General features: G+C 61.4%; 18 protein-coding genes. 3 read left to right on the forward strand and 15 right to left on the reverse strand.

The window, feature by feature from the left end:
* Positions 1–8: 8 nt before the first annotated feature.
* The 3 genes from AC07T0_RS01230 to AC07T0_RS01240 form a co-directional block, all read right to left on the reverse strand.
* A complete protein-coding gene (locus tag AC07T0_RS01230; RefSeq protein WP_494999477.1) occupies positions 9–1622 on the reverse strand; it encodes an NAD(P)/FAD-dependent oxidoreductase in 1614 nt (537 codons plus the stop codon).
* A 108-nt stretch (positions 1623–1730) separates the two neighbouring features.
* Positions 1731–2405, reverse strand: coding sequence for a COG3650 family protein (locus AC07T0_RS01235; protein ID WP_494999478.1), 675 nt, complete (start codon positions 2403–2405; stop codon positions 1731–1733).
* Positions 2406–2629: 224 nt separating this feature from the next.
* Positions 2630–3229, reverse strand: coding sequence for a short chain dehydrogenase (locus AC07T0_RS01240; protein ID WP_494999479.1), 600 nt, complete (start codon positions 3227–3229; stop codon positions 2630–2632).
* A 104-nt stretch (positions 3230–3333) separates the two neighbouring features.
* Here AC07T0_RS01240 and AC07T0_RS01245 point away from each other — a divergent pair, with 104 nt between their 5' ends.
* A complete protein-coding gene (locus AC07T0_RS01245; RefSeq protein ID WP_494999480.1) occupies positions 3334–4248 on the forward strand; it encodes a LysR family transcriptional regulator in 915 nt (304 codons plus the stop codon).
* Here the strand turns inward: AC07T0_RS01245 and AC07T0_RS01250 are convergent.
* The 9 genes from AC07T0_RS01250 to AC07T0_RS01290 all read right to left on the reverse strand — a co-directional run bounded on the left by AC07T0_RS01250 (position 4239) and on the right by AC07T0_RS01290 (position 11915).
* The gene (locus AC07T0_RS01250) at positions 4239–4742 is read right to left on the reverse strand and encodes a DoxX family protein (protein WP_494999481.1); all 504 of its coding nucleotides are present in this window, start codon (positions 4740–4742) and stop codon (positions 4239–4241) included. The two genes, AC07T0_RS01245 and AC07T0_RS01250, sit on opposite strands and share 10 nt — an antisense overlap.
* Complete coding sequence (locus AC07T0_RS01255) at positions 4739–5515, reverse strand: HvfC/BufC N-terminal domain-containing protein (RefSeq protein ID WP_494999482.1); 777 nt, start codon at positions 5513–5515, stop codon at positions 4739–4741. The genes AC07T0_RS01250 and AC07T0_RS01255 overlap by 4 nt, the downstream gene beginning before the upstream one ends.
* Positions 5512–6396 carry an MNIO family bufferin maturase gene (bufB, locus tag AC07T0_RS01260; RefSeq protein ID WP_494999483.1) on the reverse strand — a complete coding sequence of 295 codons (885 nt, stop codon included), beginning with the start codon at positions 6394–6396 and terminating at the stop codon, positions 5512–5514. Before bufB ends, AC07T0_RS01255 begins: the two co-directional genes overlap by 4 nt.
* Positions 6397–6442: 46 nt before the next feature.
* Positions 6443–6748, reverse strand: a complete 306-nt coding sequence (locus AC07T0_RS01265; protein ID WP_494999484.1) for a BufA1 family periplasmic bufferin-type metallophore — start codon at positions 6746–6748, stop codon at positions 6443–6445.
* 181 nt (positions 6749–6929) lie between these two features.
* Positions 6930–7631, reverse strand: coding sequence for an ABC transporter ATP-binding protein (locus tag AC07T0_RS01270; RefSeq protein ID WP_494999485.1), 702 nt, complete (start codon positions 7629–7631; stop codon positions 6930–6932).
* Entirely contained in the window at positions 7632–8399 is a 768-nt protein-coding gene (gene livG, locus AC07T0_RS01275; protein WP_494999486.1) for a high-affinity branched-chain amino acid ABC transporter ATP-binding protein LivG, read from the reverse strand.
* Complete coding sequence (locus AC07T0_RS01280; protein ID WP_494999487.1) at positions 8396–9649, reverse strand: high-affinity branched-chain amino acid ABC transporter permease LivM; 1254 nt, start codon at positions 9647–9649, stop codon at positions 8396–8398. Before AC07T0_RS01280 ends, livG begins: the two co-directional genes overlap by 4 nt.
* Positions 9646–10569: a high-affinity branched-chain amino acid ABC transporter permease LivH gene (gene livH, locus AC07T0_RS01285; protein ID WP_494999488.1), complete on the reverse strand. Its 924-nt coding sequence runs from the start codon at positions 10567–10569 to the stop codon at positions 9646–9648. The genes AC07T0_RS01280 and livH overlap by 4 nt, the downstream gene beginning before the upstream one ends.
* 227 nt (positions 10570–10796) lie before the next feature.
* Positions 10797–11915, reverse strand: a complete 1119-nt coding sequence (locus AC07T0_RS01290; RefSeq protein ID WP_494999489.1) for a branched-chain amino acid ABC transporter substrate-binding protein — start codon at positions 11913–11915, stop codon at positions 10797–10799.
* Positions 11916–12276: 361 nt separating this feature from the next.
* Between AC07T0_RS01290 and AC07T0_RS01295 the strand changes: the two genes are divergently transcribed.
* Positions 12277–12582, forward strand: coding sequence for a DUF2288 domain-containing protein (locus AC07T0_RS01295; RefSeq protein ID WP_494999490.1), 306 nt, complete (start codon positions 12277–12279; stop codon positions 12580–12582).
* 237 nt (positions 12583–12819) lie between these two features.
* Here the strand turns inward: AC07T0_RS01295 and AC07T0_RS01300 are convergent, their stop codons facing one another.
* Both AC07T0_RS01300 and AC07T0_RS01305 read right to left on the reverse strand, forming a co-directional pair.
* Entirely contained in the window at positions 12820–14994 is a 2175-nt protein-coding gene (locus AC07T0_RS01300) for a hypothetical protein (RefSeq protein WP_494999491.1), read from the reverse strand.
* 331 nt (positions 14995–15325) lie between these two features.
* On the reverse strand, positions 15326–15694 hold the full coding sequence (locus tag AC07T0_RS01305; protein ID WP_494999492.1) for a YkgJ family cysteine cluster protein: 369 nt from the start codon (positions 15692–15694) through the stop codon (positions 15326–15328).
* Positions 15695–15950: 256 nt separating this feature from the next.
* Between AC07T0_RS01305 and AC07T0_RS01310 the strand changes: the two genes are divergently transcribed.
* Positions 15951–17297 carry a spinster family MFS transporter gene (locus tag AC07T0_RS01310; protein ID WP_494999493.1) on the forward strand — a complete coding sequence of 449 codons (1347 nt, stop codon included), beginning with the start codon at positions 15951–15953 and terminating at the stop codon, positions 17295–17297.
* 147 nt (positions 17298–17444) lie between these two features.
* On the opposite strand, the gene rapA is transcribed toward AC07T0_RS01310, so the two are convergent.
* Positions 17445–20291 (reverse strand): RNA polymerase-associated protein RapA, encoded by a 2847-nt coding sequence (gene rapA / locus AC07T0_RS01315; RefSeq protein WP_494999494.1) that lies wholly within the window; start codon positions 20289–20291, stop codon positions 17445–17447.
* Positions 20292–20393: the final 102 nt, after the last annotated feature.

The raw sequence follows: 20393 nt of genomic DNA on the forward strand, positions 1-20393 counted from the left end.
CCGGCCCCTCAGGCCCCGATCCCCAGCATATCCCGGGCCACGGCTTCGGCAATGCGGATACCGTCGACACCGGCCGAGAGGATTCCGCCGGCATAACCGGCGCCTTCACCCGCCGGGAACAGGCCCTTGACGTTCAGGCTCTGCATCGACTCGTTACGGGTCATGCGCAGGGGCGAGGAGGTGCGGGTTTCAATCCCGGTCAGCACCGCGTCATGCAGGGAATAGCCCTTGATCTGCCGCTCGAACGCCGGCAAGGCTTCGCGAATGGCTTCAATGGCGAAGTCCGGCAGGGCCAGGGCCAGGTCGCCCAGGGCCACCCCCGGCTTGTAGGAAGGCTCCACACTGCCCAAGGCGGTGGAAGGCTTGCCGGCGATAAAGTCACCGACCAGTTGCGCCGGAGCCTCATAGTTGCTGCCACCGAGGATAAAGGCGTGGGACTCCAGGCGCTCCTGCAACTCGATACCGGCCAGCGGACCGCCCGGATAGTCGACTTCCGGGGTGATGCCGACGACGATCCCGGAGTTGGCGTTGCGCTCGTTGCGCGAGTATTGGCTCATGCCGTTGGTGACCACCCGGTTCGGTTCGGAGGTCGCTGCCACCACAGTGCCGCCCGGGCACATGCAGAAGCTGTAGACCGAACGCCCGTTCTTGGCGTGGTGCACCAGCTTGTAGTCGGCCGCGCCGAGTTTCGGGTGCCCGGCGTACTTGCCCAGACGCGCGCGGTCGATCAGCGATTGCGGGTGTTCGATGCGGAAACCCACCGAGAATGGCTTGGCTTCCATGTACACGCCACGGCCGTGGAGCATGCGGAAAGTGTCGCGGGCGCTATGGCCCAGGGCCATGACCACGTGCCGGGAGTTGATCTGTTCACCGCTGTCGAGTTGTACGCCGGTCAGTTGGCCTGCGTCGATCAGCACATCGGTGACTCGCTGCTGGAAGCGCACTTCACCGCCCAGGGCCTCGATCTGCTGGCGCATGTTCTCCACCACGCCGGTGAGGCGGAAGGTGCCGATATGCGGTTTGCTGACGTAGAGGATTTCTTCCGGCGCGCCGGCCTTGACGAACTCGTGCAGGACCTTGCGGCCGTGGTGGTTCGGGTCTTTGATCTGGCTGTAGAGCTTGCCGTCGGAGAAGGTCCCGGCGCCGCCTTCGCCGAACTGCACGTTGGACTCGGGGTTGAGCACGCCTTTGCGCCACAGGCCCCAGGTGTCCTTGGTGCGCTCGCGGACTTCCTTGCCGCGTTCGAGGATGATCGGCTTGAAGCCCATCTGCGCCAGCAGCAGCCCGGCGAAGATCCCGCAGGGGCCGAAGCCCACGACCAGCGGACGTTCCTGCAGATCAGACGGGGCCTGGCCGACCACCTTGTAGCTGACGTCCGGGGCCGGGTTGATGTTGCGGTCCTCGGCGAACTTTTTCAGCAGGGCGTCTTCGCCACGGGCCGAGAGGTCGATGGTGTAGATGAAGCAGAGTTCGGAAGATTTCTTGCGGGCGTCGTAGCTGCGCTTGAACAAGGTGAAATCGAGCAGGTCATCGCTGGCGATGCCCAGGCGCTGGACGATGGCCGGGCGCAGGTCTTCGTCGGGATGGTCGATTGGCAGCTTGAGTTCGGTGATTCGTAACATGACAGGGTCCAGTGTGCGGGCCACGCGGGCGCGCCGGCTTTACATCAAACCGGCGATTATAAGCCCCAACGGCCAGATTCCGTGAGGCTAAAACAGCAGCTCGTCGAATCAGTCGTTACGCGCGCCGCCGAAATAGCCGCAGCCGCGCTGGACCTGGCCGTTGACCCGCAGTTCGGCGCTCAGGTGGCGCACACTGCCGGTGCTGCTGTCGACGCAGGACTGCGGCGCGACCCACAACTCGATGCGCTGGGAATTGGCTTCGCTGCTCAGGCTGAAACGTCCGTCACCCAGTTGTTCTTCCAGGTAAGGCAGGGCCAGGGGCGGCTGGTTTTCGCGTTGCAGGATCATGCCGTTGCCGCCGACCTTCAGGCTCCAGTCCGGGTTGTGACCGCTGGCAATCACGGTCTGGAATTTGAAGTCGGGATCGTTGCAACTGCCGGTGCCGCGTTCCAGGCGATAGTACTGTTGCAGGTTCAACTGGCCGTCGCTGCCATCGGCGGTGCTGGAGGAAAACCGTCCGCGCAGGTCGGCGAACAGCTTGCCCGAGGGGCCGGAGAGGCTTGCGGCCTGCTGCAGGACGCTGGTGTTGCCGCTGTCGCTGACGACATAGCGGCGTTGTTCCTGGCAGGGCTGGAACATCAGCTTGCCGTTGACGCTGGCGAGTTCACCTTGCATCCGGCTCAGGCCCGCCGTGGATGGCGAGGTGGCTGGCGCAAGCATCTGGCAACCGGCGGCGAACAGCGGCAGGGCGAAAATCATCAAGGAACGGGCGGCGCGCATCATGGGGTCTCCAGGCAAGTGCCGCCACGTTACTCAGGCCGGGAGGGCTGCACAAGCCTTGGCGCCAGTCTCCAGGTTTTGTGGCGTCTTTAGGGGCCTCTTCGCGGGCAAGCTCCGCTCCCACAGTCATTCGTGTCGAACCTCAAGTCTGTGTACGACCGAGAATCCGTGGGAGCGGAGCTTGCCCGCGAAAGGGCCCTAAAGGCCGACAAAAAACTCGCGGGCACTCAACCGACGTAGTAGGTCTGACCGGTCTGCAAGCCTTCCACGCTCTTGGCGTAGGCCAAGGCCACGTCCGCCGCTGGTACCGGTTTGAATCCACGGAAGTACGGCGCATAGCTGCCCATGGCTTCCACCAGCACGTTCGGGCTTACCGAGTTCACCCGCAGACCGCGTGGCAGTTCGATTGCCGCCGCCTTGACGAAGCCGTCGATGGCGCCGTTGACCAGGCTTGCCGAGGCGCCGGTGCGGATCGGGTCGCGGTTCAGAATGCCGCTGGTCAGGGTGAACGAGGCACCGTCATTGGCATATTCCCGTCCGATCAACACCAGGTTGACCTGGCCCATCAGTTTGTCTTGCAGGCCGAGGGCGAAGTCCTTTTCGCTCATGTCGGCCAAGGGGACAAAGTTTACGTTGCCGGCGGCGCAGATCAGCGCATCGAACTTGCCGGTCTGTTCGAACAGCTGGCGAATCGATGTGCTGTCGCTGATGTCCACGTGCAGGTCACCGCTGCTGCGACCGATCTTGATGATCTGGTGACGCTGGCCGAGTTCCTCTGCCACGGCCGAGCCAATGGTGCCGTGGGCGCCAATCAATAGGATTTTCATGATGCGGTTCCTCCAGTGGGTGATTGAGCCTTCAGTCTAGAGTGGATTTTCCTGCTGATAAGCGCACTAATAGGCAACCTTTGGTTTTCTTTTGGAAACAATCCATGAGTGATATGGATGATCTGGCGGCTTTTGCCGTGTTGGTCGAGGCGGGCAGTTTTACCCTGGCCGCCCAGCAATTAGGTTGCAGCAAGGGGCAGTTGTCCAAGCGCATCAGTCAATTGGAGGCACAGTTTGCCGTGGTGTTGTTGCACCGCACCACCCGGCGCCTGAGCCTTACCGCCGCCGGTGCGGCCTTGTTGCCCCAGGCCCAGGCGTTGGTGATACAAGTGGAGCGGGCGCATCAGGCCCTGGCCCGGCTCAAGGACGACATCGCCGGGCCCGTGCGCATGACCGTGCCGGTGTCCCTCGGGGAAACCTTCTTTGATGGTCTGCTGCTGGAGTTTTCCCGGGATTATCCCGATGTCCAGATCGAACTGGACCTGAACAATGGTTTCCGCGATCTGGCACGGGAGGGCTTCGACCTGGCCATTCGTACCGAGGTCGGCAGTGACGAACGGCTGGTGGCGCGGCCATTGCTGGTGATGAACGAACTGACCTGCGCCAGTCCGGCCTATCTGGAGCGTTACGGTGAACCGCAGACGCCCCAGGAGCTGGCGAACCACCGTTGTCTGCTCAACAGCCACTACAGCGGTCGTGAGGAGTGGCAATACCACCGTGAACATGAGCTCCTGCGGGTGCGGGTAGCGGGCCCCTTCGCCAGCAATCACTACAATCTGCTGAAGAAGGCGGCGCTGGTGGGCGCGGGCATCGCCCGCCTGCCGTCCTACGTCCTGCCTGCGGAACTGGCCGACGGGCGTCTACGTTGGCTGTTGCGCGACTACCGCACCCGCGATATGCCGTTGTACCTGGTGCACCCTTACCAGGGTGGCCTGCCTCGGCGTACGCAAGTACTCGCCGACTATCTGGTCGGCTGGTTCAAGCGCAGCAGCGAGGCGTTGGCGCGGCTTCAGCGATAACGCCTGGCAATCAGTTGATCAATGGAAAACACCCCCGGCCCCTTGGCCATCAACAGCAACAGGATCGCCATCCAGGTGCCATGGGTCGGGTAGGCGCCCGGGTAGACGAACAGCTGGATGGTCAGGGTCATGCCGAACAGCGCCAGTGCCGAGAAGCGCGTGGCGAAACCGAGCAGGATCAGTACCGGGAAAAAGTGTTCGCCAAACGCGGACAGATGGGCGGCAATCTCCGGCGACAGCAGCGGCACCTTGTACTCGCTGGCGAACAACGGGATGGTGGAGTCGGCCAGGCGCGGCACGCCGATATCGAAAGTGCCGGAGATCAGGTCAACGGCAAAGCCCTCGACCTTGGTCTGGCCGGATTTCCAGAACACGGCCGCGATGGAGAAGCGGGCGACAAAGGCAATCAGGCTGTAGGGAATCATCTCGAAGAGCTGGATGATCCGCCCGATCAGGCGCGCAACGGGGTTCTGCGGTTCAGTGCGGATGTTCATGGGCGGGCCTTTTCTTCTGAGTACAGGTGGATGATGGCGCTGTAGCGAATCAACAGGGCAAGGGCATGGCTCGGATCGAACGTTTCGCTGGCGTCATAAGCGTAGGCAATGGCCAACTCCAGCGGACAGTCGTTTTGCAGGCTTTGGATAAATACCAGGGTGCCGATATCGATCCTGAATACCTCGACTTGCCAGTGTTGGCGCAGGACCAGCGCGGCTTCGCCCTGTGTCGGGTCGATCTGTTCCAGCTGGCCTTCACCTTGATGGGCTTCCCATAACGACACGACGGCATAGGGTGAATCGAGCACGGCGAGGCTGGGATGCAGGCGAACCCGCAGGCGGCTGAGGGCCTCGGGGGCGGCGAGGTGGAGGCCAATCTGCTCCGGGCTCAAGGGGCGCGCATCGGCGGCGTGATAGGCGTTGATCCGCAGCCGCTCCAGGCGGGCCACGTCGGCCAGATAAGGCACGCTCGCCGCAGGCGCAAATCCCTGGATAAAGCTGCCGAAGTCCTGGCCGTAGTCGTTGAGGATCGGGCTGATGGGCGGAAAATCGCGGATATAGAGGCCGGCCATGTCGCGGAAGAACTCATCGCCGACCAGGACCCTGATCACCGGGTAGCTGTCCGCCAGGGCATTGATCAGCGAACTCTGGACATTGTTGCGATACACCGCGAAGCGGCTGGCCGGATCGGCCCCATTGCGGCTGCACAGGCCGGGTGGACAGGGCCGTTGTGGGTCGAGCAGCGCGGCACTGAAGGTGGCTTGGTCGCTCATGCTGGCACCTCGTTCCGGTCCAGCAGCCCCTGGGCTTGGCCGGCTTCAGCCAGAAGCACGGCGAAGGCGGGGAGTTGGTTGTCCCGTTCGATCAGGGTCGCCATGGGCCCGATTTTCGCCAACACCTGCTGATACAGGGCCCAGACCGCCTGATCGATCGGCGCGCCATGATCGTCGATCAGCAGCCGGTCGCCGAGGTTGTCGGCATCTTCGGCAAAACCGGCCAGATGGATCTCTCCCACGGCGTGCAGTGGCAGCGCCTCGATGTAGGCCAGCGGATCGCGCTGGTGGTTGATGCTGGAGACGTAGACATTGTTCACGTCCAGCAGCAGCCCGCAACCGGTGCGACGGATGATTTGGCTGATGAAATCCGCCTCATCCAGGGTCGAGCGCTGGAATTGCAGGTAAGTCGCCGGATTCTCCAGCAGCATTGGCCGCTTCAAGGCGCTTTGCACCTGGTCGACATGTTCGCAGACCCGTTGCAAGGTGGCCTGGTCGTAGGCCAGCGGCAGCAGGTCGTTGAGAAACACCGGGCCGTGGGTCGACCAGGCCAGGTGTTCGGAAAAGGACTGGGGTTGATAGCGTTCGATCAGTGTCGCCAGGCGCTTGAGGTGTTCGTGGTCCAGCGGGCCTTCGGCGCCAATGGACAAGCCGACCCCGTGCAGCGACAGCGGATACTGTTCACGGATCAAACCCAGGTAATGATGAAACGGCCCGCCGGCGACCATGTAGTTTTCGGCATGGACCTCGAAAAAACCGAGGTCGGGACGCGTTTCGAGTACGACTTGAAAGTGTTCGGTCTTGAGCCCCAGCCCGGCGCGGGGCGGGAGCCCAGGTACAACGGCCTGAGCGCGGTGAAGGGGGGCGGGTCGCAGTGACATGGGCATCTTCGGCGCTCAGGCTGGCGGGTGACGGGGTTCTGGTTGATCAGGCCTTGGGGGTGAAGGCTTGCAACTGACCTTTGCCGGTAGGCGAGGTCTCGCTTTTCGTGTTCAAGCAGGTGCCTTTTGGCACGGACTTCCAGGAGTTGGCCTGGAAGTCTTTGGTCGAAGTGCCGGCGCAGGTGGTGCCGGCGCCCGCGGCGCAGTCGTTCTTGCCTTTCATGGCGACGCCGAAGCATTTTTCCATATCATCGGCGGCATGGGCGGTCATCGGCAATGCGGCGATGCTCAGGGCGGAACCGAGGGCCAGGGCCAGGGTGGCGGCGGACAGGGTGCGGGTAGTGGCGCTCATGGTAGATCTCCAGTTGTTGTCAGGTTGGGAAGCAGTTGTGGGGTGGGTTTCATTGCCTTCCTGCCTTACTTGAGCGGCATCGGCAGGATTTGTTACAGCCTGTTGGAAAAAAATTAAGGTTTCTTTAAAAAGAAAAAGCCCCGAACAGGTCGGGGCTTCTTTTTTTTGGCCGCTGGGCGGATCAACCGCCCAGATACGCCTCACGCACTTTCGGGTCGGTCAGCAGGTCGTTGCCGCTGCCTTCCATCACCACTCGGCCGTTTTCCAGCACGTAGGCACGGTCGGCGATTTTCAGCGCCTGGTTGGCGTTCTGTTCCACCAGGAACACCGTCACACCGTCCTTGCGCAGCTGTTCGATGATATCGAAGATCTGCTGGATGATGATCGGGGCCAGGCCCAGGGACGGTTCGTCCAGCAGCAACAGTTTCGGCTTGCTCATCAGCGCCCGGCCAATGGCGAGCATCTGCTGTTCACCGCCGGACATGGTGCCGCCGCGCTGGTTGAAACGTTCCTTGAGGCGTGGGAACAGTCCCAGGACCTTGTCCATCTGCGCCTGGTAATCGCCCTTGTCGGTGAAAAAACCACCCATGGAGAGGTTCTCTTCCACGGTCAGGCGCGAGAACACCCGACGGCCTTCCGGCACCACCGCGATGCTCTTGCGCATGATCTGCGAAGATTCCTGCCCCACCAACTCTTCGCCCATGTAGCGGATACTGCCGCTGTGGGCCTGCGGCGAACCGCAGAGTGTCATCAGCAGGGTCGACTTACCCGCGCCGTTGGCACCGATCAGGGTGACGATTTCACCCTGGCGAACCTCCACATTGACACTGTGCAGGGCCTGGATCTTGCCGTAGAAGGTGGAAACGTTTTCGAATTGCAGCATTTACGCTTCCCCCAGGTAGGCTTTGATCACTTCGGGATTGTCGCGGATCTGTTGTGGCGTGCCGTCGGCCAACGGTGTGCCCTGGTTGATCACGACGATATGGTCGGAAATGCTCATGACCAGCTTCATGTCGTGCTCGATCAGCAGCACCGTGACGTTGTGTTCTTCACGCAGCACACTGATCAGCGCCTTGAGGTCGTCGGTTTCCCGCGGGTTCAGACCGGCCGCGGGCTCGTCGAGCATGAGGATCCGCGGGCGGGTCATCATGCAGCGGGCGATTTCCAGGCGACGTTGCTGACCATAGGCCAGGGTGCCCGCCGGGCGGTTGGCGAACTCGGTCAGGTTGACCTTGTCCAGCCAATACGCAGCGTACTCCATGGCTTCGCGTTCGCTCTTGCGGAACGCCGGGGTCTTGAACAGGCCGGCGAGGAAGTTGGTGTTCAGGTGCCGGTGCTGGGCAATCAGCAGGTTTTCCACTGCGGTCATGTCCTTGAACAGACGCACGTTCTGGAAGGTCCGCACCACGCCCTTGCGGGCAATCTCATGGCCGGCCAGGCCCTGGATCGGCTGGCCGTCGAGCAGGATGCTGCCGGCACTCGGCTTGTAGAAACCGGTCAGGCAGTTGAACACCGTGGTCTTGCCGGCGCCGTTCGGGCCGATCAAGGCCACTACTTGTTTTTCCTGGACGGTCAGGGCCACGCTGTTGACCGCCAACAGGCCACCGAAGCGCATGCTCAGGTCGGTTACTTTGAGGATCTCACGGCTCATTTACGCAGCTCCATGTGAGGACGTTGCATGGGCAGCAGACCTTGTGGACGCCAGATCATCATCAGCACCATCAGGGCGCCGAACATCAACATGCGGTATTCGCTGAAGTCACGCATCAGTTCCGGCAGCAGGATCATCACCACGGCGGCGAGGATCACCCCCAGTTGCGAGCCCATGCCACCCAGCACGACGATGGCGAGAATGATCGCCGACTCGATGAAGGTGAACGACTCCGGCGTCACCAGGCCTTGGCGCGCGGCGAAGAAGCTGCCGGCGAAACCGGCGAAGCAGGCGCCCAGGGTGAAGGCCGTGAGTTTGATCACGGTGGGATTCAGACCCAGTGCCCGGCAGGCGATTTCATCTTCGCGCAGCGCTTCCCAGGCACGGCCAATGGGCATGCGCAGCAGGCGGTTGATCACGAACAGTGCGAACAATGCCAGCAACAGGGCCACCAGGTACAGGAACACCACCTTGCTCACCGGGTTGTACGTCAGCCCGAAAAACTCGTGGAAGGTCTGCATGCCTTCGGCGGCAGTGCGCTCGAACGACAGTCCGAAGAAGGTCGGCTTGGGAATGTTGCTGATGCCGTTGGGACCGCCGGTGAGGCCGGTGAGGTTACGCAGGAACAGCCGGATGATTTCACCGAAGCCCAGGGTCACGATGGCCAGGTAGTCACCACGCAAGCGCAAGACCGGGAAGCCCAGCAGGAAGCCGAAGCTGGCCGACATCAGGCCGGCGAGCGGCAGGCAGATCCAGAAGCTCAAGCCGAAGTAGTGCGACAGCAGCGCGTAGGTGTAGGCACCCACCGCATAGAAGCCGACATAACCCAGGTCGAGCAGGCCGGCCAGGCCGACCACGATGTTCAGGCCCAGGCCCAGCAGCACGTAGATCAGGATCAGGGTGGCGATGTCGACCGCGCCGCGCGAGCCGAAGAACGGCCAGATCAACGCGGTCGCGATCAGCGCGATGATGATCCAGCGCTGGGTGCTCGGCAGGGTCAGGAACTGGCCGACCTTGGGCGAGACCAGCGGGCCACGGGATGACTTGAACAGTGCATTGAACTGCCGGCTGAACAGCACCCGCAGGAACATCAGGACCGAGCACAGGGCGATGACGCCGAGGGTGACGGGACCCGTACCCTCCACCTCGAGGTTGATCCCGACGATGCTCAGCTTGAGCCCGAGCACCGGAAAGGCCACGGCCCAGACCAGCAAGGCGCTGAACAGCGCCGATTTGAGATATTTGCTCATACTTTCTCAACCTCCGGACGGCCCAGGATGCCGGTCGGCCGGAACAACAGCACCAGAACCAAAAGACCGAATGCCACCACGTCCTTGTACTGGTCGCCGAAGATATCGGCGCCAAAGGCTTCGGCCACCCCCAGCACCAGCCCGCCGAGCATGGCGCCCGGAATACTGCCGATGCCGCCCAGGACTGCCGCGGTAAAGGCTTTGAGGCCCACCAGGAAACCGGCGTTGGGGTTGATCACGCCGTATTGCATGCTCAGCAGCACGGCTGCGACCGCCGCGAGGGCGGCGCCGATGACGAAGGTCAGGGCGATGATGTTGTTGGTGTTGATGCCCAACAGGTTAGCCATCTTGATGTCTTCGGCGCAGGCGCGACAGGCGCGGCCCAGGCGTGAACGGGAGATGAACAGCGTCAGTCCGGTCATGGCCACCAGGGTGACGACGAATACCAGGATCTGCATATAGGAAATCAGCACTTCCTCTGCGCCGCCTGGACCGAAGGAGAAACTCCCCGGGATCAGGTTGGGGATGGACTTGTCCTTGGAGTCCTGGGACAGCAGTACAGTGTTCTGCAGGAAAATCGACATGCCGATGGCGGAAATCAGCGGGATCAGGCGGTTGCTGCCACGCAGGGGGCGATAGGCAACGCGCTCGATACTGTAGCCATAGGCACTGGTCACGACGATCGTTGCGATAAACGCGGCGGTCATCAACAGCGGCAGGGAGTGGATACCCAGCATGGCCAGCCCGGCAAGGGCGATGAAGGCCACGTAGGAACCAATCATGTACACCTCGCCATGGGCGAAGTTGATCATTCCAATAATGCCGTAAACCATTGTGTAGCCAATGGCAATCAAGGCATAGGTGCTGCCAATGGTCAGACCATTAACCAGCTGTTGGAAGAAGTGATAGATCTCAGGCATTACAGCGCTCCTAAAAACCCGATACGCATTTCACTGGTGGAGTCATATTCCGGCCCGCTGCCGTGGTCTGTGGCCACGTCGGCACGAGCGTTTGCCAGCGAACCGCTGGTGACGGTTTTAAGATTTTCAGGTGAGCCAGCTCCCGGATCGCGGGTGTCAGGCCCATAAACCTCGTAAAACAAAGCCCACTGCTTGCACAGTGGGCTTCTTGACCGGTCAGGCCTGACTTACTGAGGGGATACTTCGGTTTTCGGTTTGCCGAAATGCCACTGGTAGACCACGAACTTGAAGTTCTTCAGGTCGCCCTTCTCGTTGAAGGAGAGCTCGCCGGTCGGGGTCTTGAAGGTACCGGCGTGGATGGCGGCGGCCACCTTGGCGGTGTCTTCGCTCTTCGCGGCCTTGATGCCTTCGGCGATGACTTCCACAGCCGAGTAGGCCGGGAACACGAATGGGCCGGTCGGGTCTTGTTTCTTGGCCGCGAATGCATCTACCAGGGCCTTGTTGGCCGGATCCTGGTCGAAGGACTTCGGCAGGGTCACCAGCAGACCTTCGGAAGCGTCCTGGGCGATCTGCGAGATGGAGTCGTTGCCGACGCCTTCCGGACCCATGAACTTGGCGTTCAGGCCTTTTTCCTTGGACTGACGCAGGATCAGGCCCAGTTCCGGGTGGTAGCCGCCGTAGTAGACGAAGTCGACGTTGGCTTGCTTGAGTTTCTGGATAATCGAGGAGAAGTCCTTGTCGCCAGCGTTCAGGCCTTCGAAGACGGCCACTTTCACGCCTTTCTTCTCGAGGGTCTGCTTGACCGCGGTGGCGATGCCTTCACCGTATTGCTGCTTGTCGTGCAGGACCGCAACGATTTTCGGTTTGACGTGATCGGCGATGTAGTTACCGGCGGCAGGGCCCTGGGCGCTGTCCAGGCCGATGGTACGGAACACCATTTTGTAGCCGCGAGCAGTGATTTCCGGGCTGGTGGCGGCCGGAGTGATCATGATCACGCCTTCGTCTTCGTAGATATCCGAAGCCGGTTGGGTGGAGCTGGAGCAGAGGTGACCGACTACGAACTTGACGCCGTCGTTGACCACTTTGTTGGCCACGGCTACGGCCTGTTTAGGGTCGCACGCATCGTCGTATTCCTTGGCTTCGAGCATCTTGCCGTCGACGCCGCCCTTGGCGTTGATCTGTTCGATGGCCAGTTTCGCGCCCATGAACTGCATGTCACCGTACTGGGTCACAGGACCGGTTTTCGGGCCGGCGATACCAATCTTGATGGTGTCTGCAGCGAAAGAATGGCTGGCAATACCGGCCAGAACCATAGCGGCGAACAGTTTGGAAATCTGCTTAGTCATTAGTGCTCCACTCTTGCTGTTGTAGTTTTTAGAGTCCTACGGCCGGGGCTGTGGGACCGGGTCAGATTTAACGCCGATATCCCGGTTCTGGCTCCGGCAACTGTACCGATACAGTTTAGTGTGCGCCCTCATCGATTGGATAGCGGGCAGCCGGAGGCAAAATCGAGATATGTCGCCTAAGTGAAAGAAAAAGACAGAATAGCGGCAGATTGTCATGCAGATTTTTATCTGGATGTTGCTGGCTTTCAGCTGCAATCCCTGGCGCCTTCCATCCCCTCGATCACCCCTTCAGTTTCATCTGGGTGTTTCCAAGCGAGTCTCGACGTTATCATTGCGCCGATTTTTTCTCAGGTGGACCCCCATGATTCAAGAACCTAGCACCCTCTATGCCAAACTGCTTGGTGAAACCGCATCTATTCGCTGGGAAGAGCTGCAACCGTTCTTTGCCCGGGGTGCCCTATTGTGGGTCGAGCCGGCACTGGATCTGATCGCCGCCGCCGAGGCCGTGGCCGAGAACCAGGCCGCAAAAGTCGCCGCATGGCTGGACAGCGGGGAGCTGGGCAAGGTGTCTGAATCGCGGGCGCTGGATCTATTCGAGCGCGATCCGACGCTGTGGGCGGTGGTGGTTTCGCCCTGGGTGATGGTCCAGGAAAGAGCAACAAAATAATTCAGTGCACCGTAATTGCGCATAACCCTTGTGCGTTTATAGCCGGGCGGTGTGTAGGTCCGTAACTGCGTTGCGCAGTAATGGCAGTTTGCCCGTAGAGAAAATCTACAATCGTCCGGTCACTTCGGATTCTCTCGAATACGACGCTGTCCTGTAGGAGCCGGCTTGCCGGCGATAGCGGTGGTGAATATCACATCGCAATCGCCGGCAAGCCGGTTCCTACACTTAGGGCTGTGCTCAGTACTCGGTCTTGCCCGTGTGGTTGTTCAGCGAAATGACCTTGGTCTTGCCAATGCGGTGACGGTAGATCTCGCGCAGGTACTTGATGGCCTTCTTCACGCAGTCGCGGGACAGACGGATATCGTTGATCGAGACGAACTTTTCCTTGTCGTTGATCAGCTCGCGGTACTTCTTCTCGTACATCGGCTTGATTGCGTACCAGTTGGTGTCGAGGATCTTCGCCGGGTTTTCGAATTCGTTGAGCAATTCGTCGAGGCTGTCTTCATCGAACTCATCACGGGTGATGAAGTCCAGCATCGCGTTGTCCAGCGTATCGTCGAAACGGTACGGGTTACGCGCGAAGCAGCGTTTGATAAAGGCCACGATCAGCGTCAGGAAATCGTCCGACAGGCACGGGCTCTTGGCGATCAGGGTGGTCAGCGAGAGGTTCGCCGAGGCGCCGATGACCAGGGCGTAGCGCTTGAGCGTGGTGTTGGGGAACAGGCTGTTGAGGTGGGTCTTGAGCCGGTTCAGGTCCATATAGGACAGTTTGTAGTCCTTGGGCAGGGAGACGATCGAGACCACCGACGAGCAGTTTTTGAAGAAGTGCAGGTCGTGCAGCGCCGCGGCGTCGTAACCCGAGGTCTTGTACTGATCCAGGGCCGCGCGATAGCGCTTGGACTCGATGGGCAGCAGGCTGATGCCTTCGATTGCCTGGGTCACCTTGTTGAAGTGCGGTAGGTCGATGGAGCGGAAGAACAGGTCGTCGATGTTCAGCCGTTGGGGCTCTTTCTCGAACACTTTGAACTTGTCGCCAGTGGGCGTCGGCTGTTCTGGTACCACGGATTCGGCGTAGGCAATGGCCACGGGACCAGCCAGGCTCATAAACAGGTCGTTGGCATCCAGGCGAATGGTCTCGCCGATGTCGATGCCGGCCCGCCGGAAATAGTTCTGGTCGTAGTCGGTGGTCACCGCCTGGGCAGTGAGAATGTTGAAGATCTGCTGGGAGATGTACTGGTTGGCGTGCTTCTCCATGGCATTGACATCAATGTTCTGGATGTTGCCGTCATCGCTCTCTTCGGCATAACGCATGATGTCGTTGGAGATCAGCATCATCGCGTTCCACGGGCGAATGCGCCCCATGACGCTGGCTTCGCTGCTGTCGTCATTGTCGAAGTTGTACGAGAAGTCCCATTCTTCGGACAGGTACTTGCAGAGCAGGCGGCCGGCGTTGATGTGCAGGGCTTCGGACATTTCACTGCGGTGATCGGAAATGTTCGGCAGTACGCAGATACCGCTGGTGAAGATCGGTTCGAACACAAAGGAGTGGCCGCTCTTGCTGTCGTGCTCGTCGGCTGGCTTGGTGTCGAAGGTTTTGTTCATGTAGGAGTATTGCTGGGCCAGGCCGAATTCCGAGGCCATGCCTGAACCGGTACCGCCGCCGGCGCTGAAGATCGAGAAGTACAGGCGCGACTGGTTGGCCTTGATGCCGCAGGAGTCGATCAGGTAGGAGTGGATCATCTTCCAGTCGGGGCTGGAGAAGCGCTGGGTGTCCTTGTTCAGGATGATCTTGGCCAGGTACTGGCCGAGGATCGGCGCGTTGCCCGCACCACCGGCATGGACTTCCGACAGGTCCATGATCTTCATCTTGCTGTAGTCGCGGATAAAGCCGCTTTTTTCGCCCTTGCGCGAGAAACGAATGCGCCCGGCGATGTCCTTGTCCAGGTCGCCGAGCATCACCAGGGGTTCCACCAGGAACACCGGCTTGGCGGATTTGTTCTGCACCAGGCGCAGGTTGTTGCGGATCCATTGCGCCGGGCGGTAGCCCTTGTCGCTGACCTTGTCTTCGTTGTTGAACTCGTTGAGGTAGAACTTGCGGGCGTTGTACACCAGTTCCGCGACGTCCAGGGCAATGTTCGAACCGCAGCGACCCAGGCCGATCAGGCACACGGAGGGGAATTCCTGCTCACGGCGCGCCTCGCTTTCGCCTTCGGTATGGGGCGAGCGGGGGAACACCATGTCGCGCAGGCCGTCGAGGTTGTCGAGGATGCGGTCGGTGTTGGTTTCGGTGAAGTACAGGTACTGCTGAGTCGACAGCGGACGGGGAGTGGAGTAGGCCTTGTAGGTTTTTTCCGCGACCGGTGGCAACGTCAGATCGGATACTACGTTGGCTGGAGTATTTTTAGAGGTCATTGTGCGCCATTTGCCTGGTCTGGTTCGGCGGTCGAAAGGATATCAACGCGCCATCACGGAGTGAGAGATCGCGACTGTACCTCGCGATATGGGCCTGAGCGATAGGGTCTATCCCTAGGCGCTCCTAGGGGAGAGCCTTGCTTGTATTACCGAAGCATCGGCCAAAAAATGGCGTTCTTTAATTGGCGGGGAACTTTTTATGAATTTTGTACTATCAGCGCACTGAACGCAGTGCTGGGGAATTGCCGGCGCTGGTTGAGTTGGACTATAGACGCTCACCCCAGGCTGCAAGGGGGGCCTGGCAGAGTGAGGCCGATGATTTGGAAATGATCTAAATAGCGATGGGTATTAAGCGCTCGGCCTGTTCCGGCTCCAGCGGTGGCAGTCCGGCAGCCGCGCGGGCTTTGTCGCAGTACTCGTTGTGCACGCCGTCGACCCACGAAGCCTCGAATTCCCGGCAGGTGCTTGAGCGTTGGTGGTAGATCGAGCAACTGACCTGCTGGCCGACTTCGCCCTCAAGTGCGGTGCAGCGCGGCGAGCTGCATTCGGTACCGAGCATGGCCACATGGTTGGGGCCGACCTGGGTGACCAGTTCGTCGGGCACCAGGCCACCGGCCGAGGCGCATTCTCCCCAATAGAAGGACACGCGGAAGTACGCACAACAGGCACCACAATTCAGACACGGATTAGCGTCGGGCATGGAAGGTCACGGAGGAAGTGGGGGGAGGTCATCGGCGGCTATTCTAGGCTTCGGCCCGGGCTTTGGAGGGTATTTTTTGCATAACCTTCGCCGCGGTCGCCTGTGTCGCCGCGATCAGGTGCCTGGGCAGGGCATTGCCGGGTATCAGCGCCACGAATGGTGGCAGACAGTCCAGGCGCCGCTCACTAGATTGAAGGTTCCGGGCTCAACGCGTCTGGCGGGCAAGCCCCTATAACAATAAAAGAGACGGACCCCCATGCAGAACTCGACCCAAGCGGCGAATGCCTGGCGCATTCTGTTCCTGTTGTTCCTCGCCAACCTCTTCAATTTCTACGACCGCACCCTGCCGGCGATCATCATCGAGCCGATCCGCATGGAATGGCACCTGAGCGATTTCCAGATCGGCATCATCGGCACCGCGTTCACCATTGTCTATGCCATTGCCGGCCTGCCTTTGGGGCGGATGGCCGACAACGGTTCGCGCAGCAAGCTGATGGGTTGCGGGCTGGCGGTCTGGAGTGGGCTGACGGCGGCGAACGGCCTGGTGGGCAGTTTCGCGACCTTCCTGCTGGTGCGCATGGGGGTGGGGATCGGCGAGGCCGCTTATGCACCCGCGGCCAACTCGCTGATCGGCGACCTGTTCCCGGCGCATCGTCGGGCGCGGGCCATGGGCATCTTCATGCTTGGCTTGCCGCTGGGACTGGTGTTGGCATTCTTTACCACCGGCGCCATGGTCAAGGCCTTCGACAGCTGGCGTGCACCGTTCTTTATCGCGGCGGTGCCAGGGTTGCTGCTGGCGGGGTTCATGTTCTTTATCAAGGAGCCGAAACGCGGTGCGGCGGAAACGGTGAAGGTGTCCCAGGAGAAGGTCGACCGTCCGGTGCGTCGGTTGATGGCGATCCCGACGTTTCTCTGGCTGGTACTGGCGGGGCTGACCTTCAATTTTGCCACCTACGCTTGTAACTCGTTTCTGGTGCCGATGCTGCAGCGCTACTTCCTCATGCCGTTGCAGGAAGCCGCGGTGGCGACCGGTTTGATCGTCGGGGTCACCGGCTTGCTTGGATTGACGCTGGGCGGTTGGGTCGCGGACAAATTGCACCAGCGCATTGCCAATGGCCGGCTGTTGTTCGCCGCCGTGAGTCTGGTGATCTCGACGCTGACCACGGCCTGGGCACTGCATGCCGGGCGGATCGAGATCGGGGTGTTCGTCGCGGTGTTCAGTGTCGGTTGGCTGTTTGCCTACAACTTCTACACCTGTGTTTATACGGCGATTCAGGACGTGGTCGAGCCGCGGCTGCGGGCGACGGCCATGGCCGTGTACTTTGCCGGCCTGTATCTGTTGGGGGGTGGCCTGGGGCCGGTGGTGGTGGGTTTGCTGTCCGATCATTTCGCCCATGCGGCGATGCTGGCGGCGGGAGCCGAGCAGATGAGCGAGGCGTTCAAGGCCGTCGGGCTGCATGACGCGATGTACCTGATTCCGGGCGCCTTGTTGCTGACGCTGGCGTTCCTGTTCCAGGCGGCGCGCTGTTTCAGCAAGGATGCGCAGCGTATGCGCGAGGGGATGCTGGCGGATGCGCCGGCTGTGGTGCCGGTTACTGCTTGAGAGCGAGGCGCCTTCTTCGTGGGCAAGCTCCGCTCCCACAAGGCCTGTGTCAAACCTGGAATTTGTGCACGACACAGACCCTGTGGGAGCGGAGCTTGCCCGCGAAGGGGCGCTTAAGAGCACCGACTCCCACAGCGACGGATTACATCAACCAGCCACCAGCACCCGAATCGCTTCCAGGCGTAGCGCGGCTTTTTCCAGCATGGCCAGGCCTTGTTCACGCTGTTGACGCAAGGCCAGCAGTTCACTGTCACGCACACTCGGATTGACCGCCTGCAACGCGGTCAGGCGTGCCAGCTCTTCATCGGTATCCGCCGCGAGGCGCCGTTGGGCCTCGGCCACGCGCTCGGCGTGACGCGGTGCGATCTTGGCTTCGCCGGCGTTGATCTTCGGCGTCAGGCTGTCGCGCTGGGCCTGGATGAATTTGTTGGCACTGGCCCGTGGCACGCTTTCCAACTGGTCGTTCAGGGTTTCGAACGCCACCCGGGTCGACAGGTCGTTGCCATTGGCATCCAGCAGGCAGCGCAGCGCCGCCGGCGGCAGGTAGCGGCCCAGTTGCAGCGAGCGCGGTGCGACCACTTCGCTGACATAAAGCAGTTCCAGCAACACGGTGCCGGGCTTGAGCGCCTTGTTCTTGATCAGCGCCACGGCGGTGTTGCCCATCGAGCCGGACAGCACCAGGTCCATGCCGCCTTGCACCATCGGGTGTTCCCAGGTGATGAACTGCATGTCTTCGCGTGACAGCGCCTGGTTGCGGTCGTAGGTGATGGTCACGCCTTCGTCGTCGCCCAGCGGGAAGCTGGCGTCGAGCATCTTCTCGCTCGGCTTGAGGATCAGGGCGTTTTCCGAATGGTCTTCGCTGTCGATACCGAAGGCATCGAACAGGGTTTCCATATAGATAGGCAGGGCGAACTGGTCATCCTGCTCATGGATCGCCTCGACCAGCGCGTCACCTTCGCCGGCACCCCCGGAGTTGAGTTCCAGCAGGCGGTCGCGACCGGTGTGCAGTTCGGCTTCGAGGCGTTCACGCTCACCGCGGGCTTCGTCGATCAGCGCTTGCCACTGGCCGTCATCGGCGTTTTCCAGCAGCGGTAGCAGGCGTGGGCCGAACTGGTGCTGCAGGGCGTTGCCGGTCGGGCAGGTGTTGAGGAAGGCGTTCAGCGCTTCGTGGTACCACTGGAACAGGCGTTCTTGCGGGCTGGTCTGCAGGTACGGCACATGCAGTTCGATCACGTGTTTCTGGCCGATCCGGTCGAGACGGCCAATGCGCTGCTCCAGCAGGTCCGGGTGGGACGGCAGGTCGAACAGCACCAGGTGGTGAGAGAACTGGAAGTTGCGACCTTCACTGCCGATTTCCGAGCAGATCAGCACCTGGGCGCCGAACTCTTCATCGGCGAAGTAGGCGGCGGCGCGGTCACGCTCGAGGATGTTCATGCCTTCGTGGAAGACCGTGGCCGGAATGCCGGAGCGCACGCGCAGGGCGTCCTCCAGGTCCATGGCGGTTTCGGCGTGGGCGCAGATCACCAGGACCTTGGTGCGCTTGAGCATTTTCAATTGGTCGATCAGCCACTCGACGCGCGGATCGAAGCGCCACCAGCGGGCTTCGTCGTCGGTGTCCGGCTGGGCCTGGAAGCTGACTTCCGGGTACAACTCGGCGTGTTCGCCCAACGGCAGTTCGAGGTACTCGTCCGGGCATGGCAGCGGGTAGGCGTGCAGCTTGCGCTCCGGGAAACCCTGCACTGCGGCGCGGGTGTTGCGGAACAGCACGCGGCCGGTGCCGTGACGGTCGAGCAGTTCACGCACCAGGCGGGCGCTGGCATCGCTGTCGCCAGCGTTGACGGCGGTCAGCAGGGCTTCGCCTTCGTCACCCAGGAAACCCTGGATGGTTTTGTGCGCGGCAGGCGACAGGCGGCCTTTGTCCAGCAGTTCCTGGACGGCTTCGGCCACCGGGCGATAGTTCTCGCTCTCGGCGCGGAAGGCCTTGAGGTCATGGAAACGGTTCGGATCAAGCAGGCGCAGGCGGGCGAAGTGGCTGTCCTGGCCCAGTTGTTCCGGGGTCGCGGTCAGCAGCAGGACGCCGGGAATGGTTTCGGCCAACTGTTCGACCAGGGCATATTGCGGGCTGACCTGGTCTTCATGCCAGACCAAGTGGTGGGCTTCGTCGACCACCAGCAGGTCCCAGTCGGCGGCGAACAGCGCATCCTGGGCCTTCTCGTCTTCCACCAGCCACTCCAGGGCCACCAGGGCCAACTGGGTGTCTTCGAACGGGTTGCTGGCATCGCTTTCGATAAAGCGTTCGGCGTCGAACAGCGCGACCTGCAGGTTGAAGCGCCGGCGCATTTCCACCAGCCACTGGTGTTGCAGGTTTTCCGGGACCAGGATCAGCACACGGTTGGCGCGCCCCGAGAGCAGCTGGCGATGGATCACCAGACCGGCTTCGATGGTCTTGCCGAGGCCCACTTCGTCGGCCAGCAAGACCCGTGGCGCGATGCGGTCGGCAACTTCCCGGGCAATGTGCAACTGGTGGGCGATCGGTTGCGCGCGCACGCCGCCCAGCCCCCAGAGCGAGGACTGCAATTGCCGGCTGGTGTGTTCCAGGGTGTGGTAGCGCAGCGAGAACCAGGCCAATGGGTCGATCTGCCCGGCGAACAGGCGGTCGCTGGCCAGGCGGAACTGGATGAAGTTCGACAGCTGGGTTTCCGGCAGCGTGACGGCTTCGTTCTGCGCGTTGAGACCGTGGTAGACCAGCAATCCGTCGACATCGTCGACTTCCCGCACGGTCATCTTCCAGCCTTCGAAGTGGGTGATGGTGTCGCCCGGTGAGAATCGCACGCGGGTCAGGGGCGCATTCCGTAGCGCATACTGGCGAGTGTCGCCAGTGGCCGGGTAGAGCACGGTCAACAAGCGGCCGTCCTGTGCCAGAACGGTGCCTAAACCCAACTCCGCTTCGCTGTCACTGATCCAGCGTTGCCCCGGTTGATACTGCTGCGCCATGCTGCCTGACTCCCGCCTTGAAAAAGCCGACTATGTTAACGGAATCGACGCTTTCAGGCCAAAAGAAGCTCACAAATACCGCGCTTTTAGCGAGCACCCTGC

The organism is Pseudomonas sp. GW821-FHT04D07 (assembly GCF_059420225.1).

What these genes read in the sequence shown, in the direction of transcription:
- AC07T0_RS01230 (WP_494999477.1), bottom strand. Translation starts at nt 1,622, where the DNA reads ATGTTACGAATCACCGAACTCAAGCTGCCAATCGACCATCCCGACGAA.
- AC07T0_RS01235 (WP_494999478.1), bottom strand. Translation starts at nt 2,405, where the DNA reads ATGATGCGCGCCGCCCGTTCCTTGATGATTTTCGCCCTGCCGCTGTTC.
- AC07T0_RS01240 (WP_494999479.1), bottom strand. Translation starts at nt 3,229, where the DNA reads ATGAAAATCCTATTGATTGGCGCCCACGGCACCATTGGCTCGGCCGTG.
- AC07T0_RS01245 (WP_494999480.1), top strand. Translation starts at nt 3,334, where the DNA reads ATGAGTGATATGGATGATCTGGCGGCTTTTGCCGTGTTGGTCGAGGCG.
- AC07T0_RS01250 (WP_494999481.1), bottom strand. Translation starts at nt 4,742, where the DNA reads ATGAACATCCGCACTGAACCGCAGAACCCCGTTGCGCGCCTGATCGGG.
- AC07T0_RS01255 (WP_494999482.1), bottom strand. Translation starts at nt 5,515, where the DNA reads ATGAGCGACCAAGCCACCTTCAGTGCCGCGCTGCTCGACCCACAACGG.
- bufB (WP_494999483.1), bottom strand. Translation starts at nt 6,396, where the DNA reads ATGTCACTGCGACCCGCCCCCCTTCACCGCGCTCAGGCCGTTGTACCT.
- AC07T0_RS01265 (WP_494999484.1), bottom strand. Translation starts at nt 6,748, where the DNA reads ATGAGCGCCACTACCCGCACCCTGTCCGCCGCCACCCTGGCCCTGGCC.
- AC07T0_RS01270 (WP_494999485.1), bottom strand. Translation starts at nt 7,631, where the DNA reads ATGCTGCAATTCGAAAACGTTTCCACCTTCTACGGCAAGATCCAGGCC.
- livG (WP_494999486.1), bottom strand. Translation starts at nt 8,399, where the DNA reads ATGAGCCGTGAGATCCTCAAAGTAACCGACCTGAGCATGCGCTTCGGT.
- AC07T0_RS01280 (WP_494999487.1), bottom strand. Translation starts at nt 9,649, where the DNA reads ATGAGCAAATATCTCAAATCGGCGCTGTTCAGCGCCTTGCTGGTCTGG.
- livH (WP_494999488.1), bottom strand. Translation starts at nt 10,569, where the DNA reads ATGCCTGAGATCTATCACTTCTTCCAACAGCTGGTTAATGGTCTGACC.
- AC07T0_RS01290 (WP_494999489.1), bottom strand. Translation starts at nt 11,915, where the DNA reads ATGACTAAGCAGATTTCCAAACTGTTCGCCGCTATGGTTCTGGCCGGT.
- AC07T0_RS01295 (WP_494999490.1), top strand. Translation starts at nt 12,277, where the DNA reads ATGATTCAAGAACCTAGCACCCTCTATGCCAAACTGCTTGGTGAAACC.
- AC07T0_RS01300 (WP_494999491.1), bottom strand. Translation starts at nt 14,994, where the DNA reads ATGACCTCTAAAAATACTCCAGCCAACGTAGTATCCGATCTGACGTTG.
- AC07T0_RS01305 (WP_494999492.1), bottom strand. Translation starts at nt 15,694, where the DNA reads ATGCCCGACGCTAATCCGTGTCTGAATTGTGGTGCCTGTTGTGCGTAC.
- AC07T0_RS01310 (WP_494999493.1), top strand. Translation starts at nt 15,951, where the DNA reads ATGCAGAACTCGACCCAAGCGGCGAATGCCTGGCGCATTCTGTTCCTG.
- rapA (WP_494999494.1), bottom strand. Translation starts at nt 20,291, where the DNA reads ATGGCGCAGCAGTATCAACCGGGGCAACGCTGGATCAGTGACAGCGAA.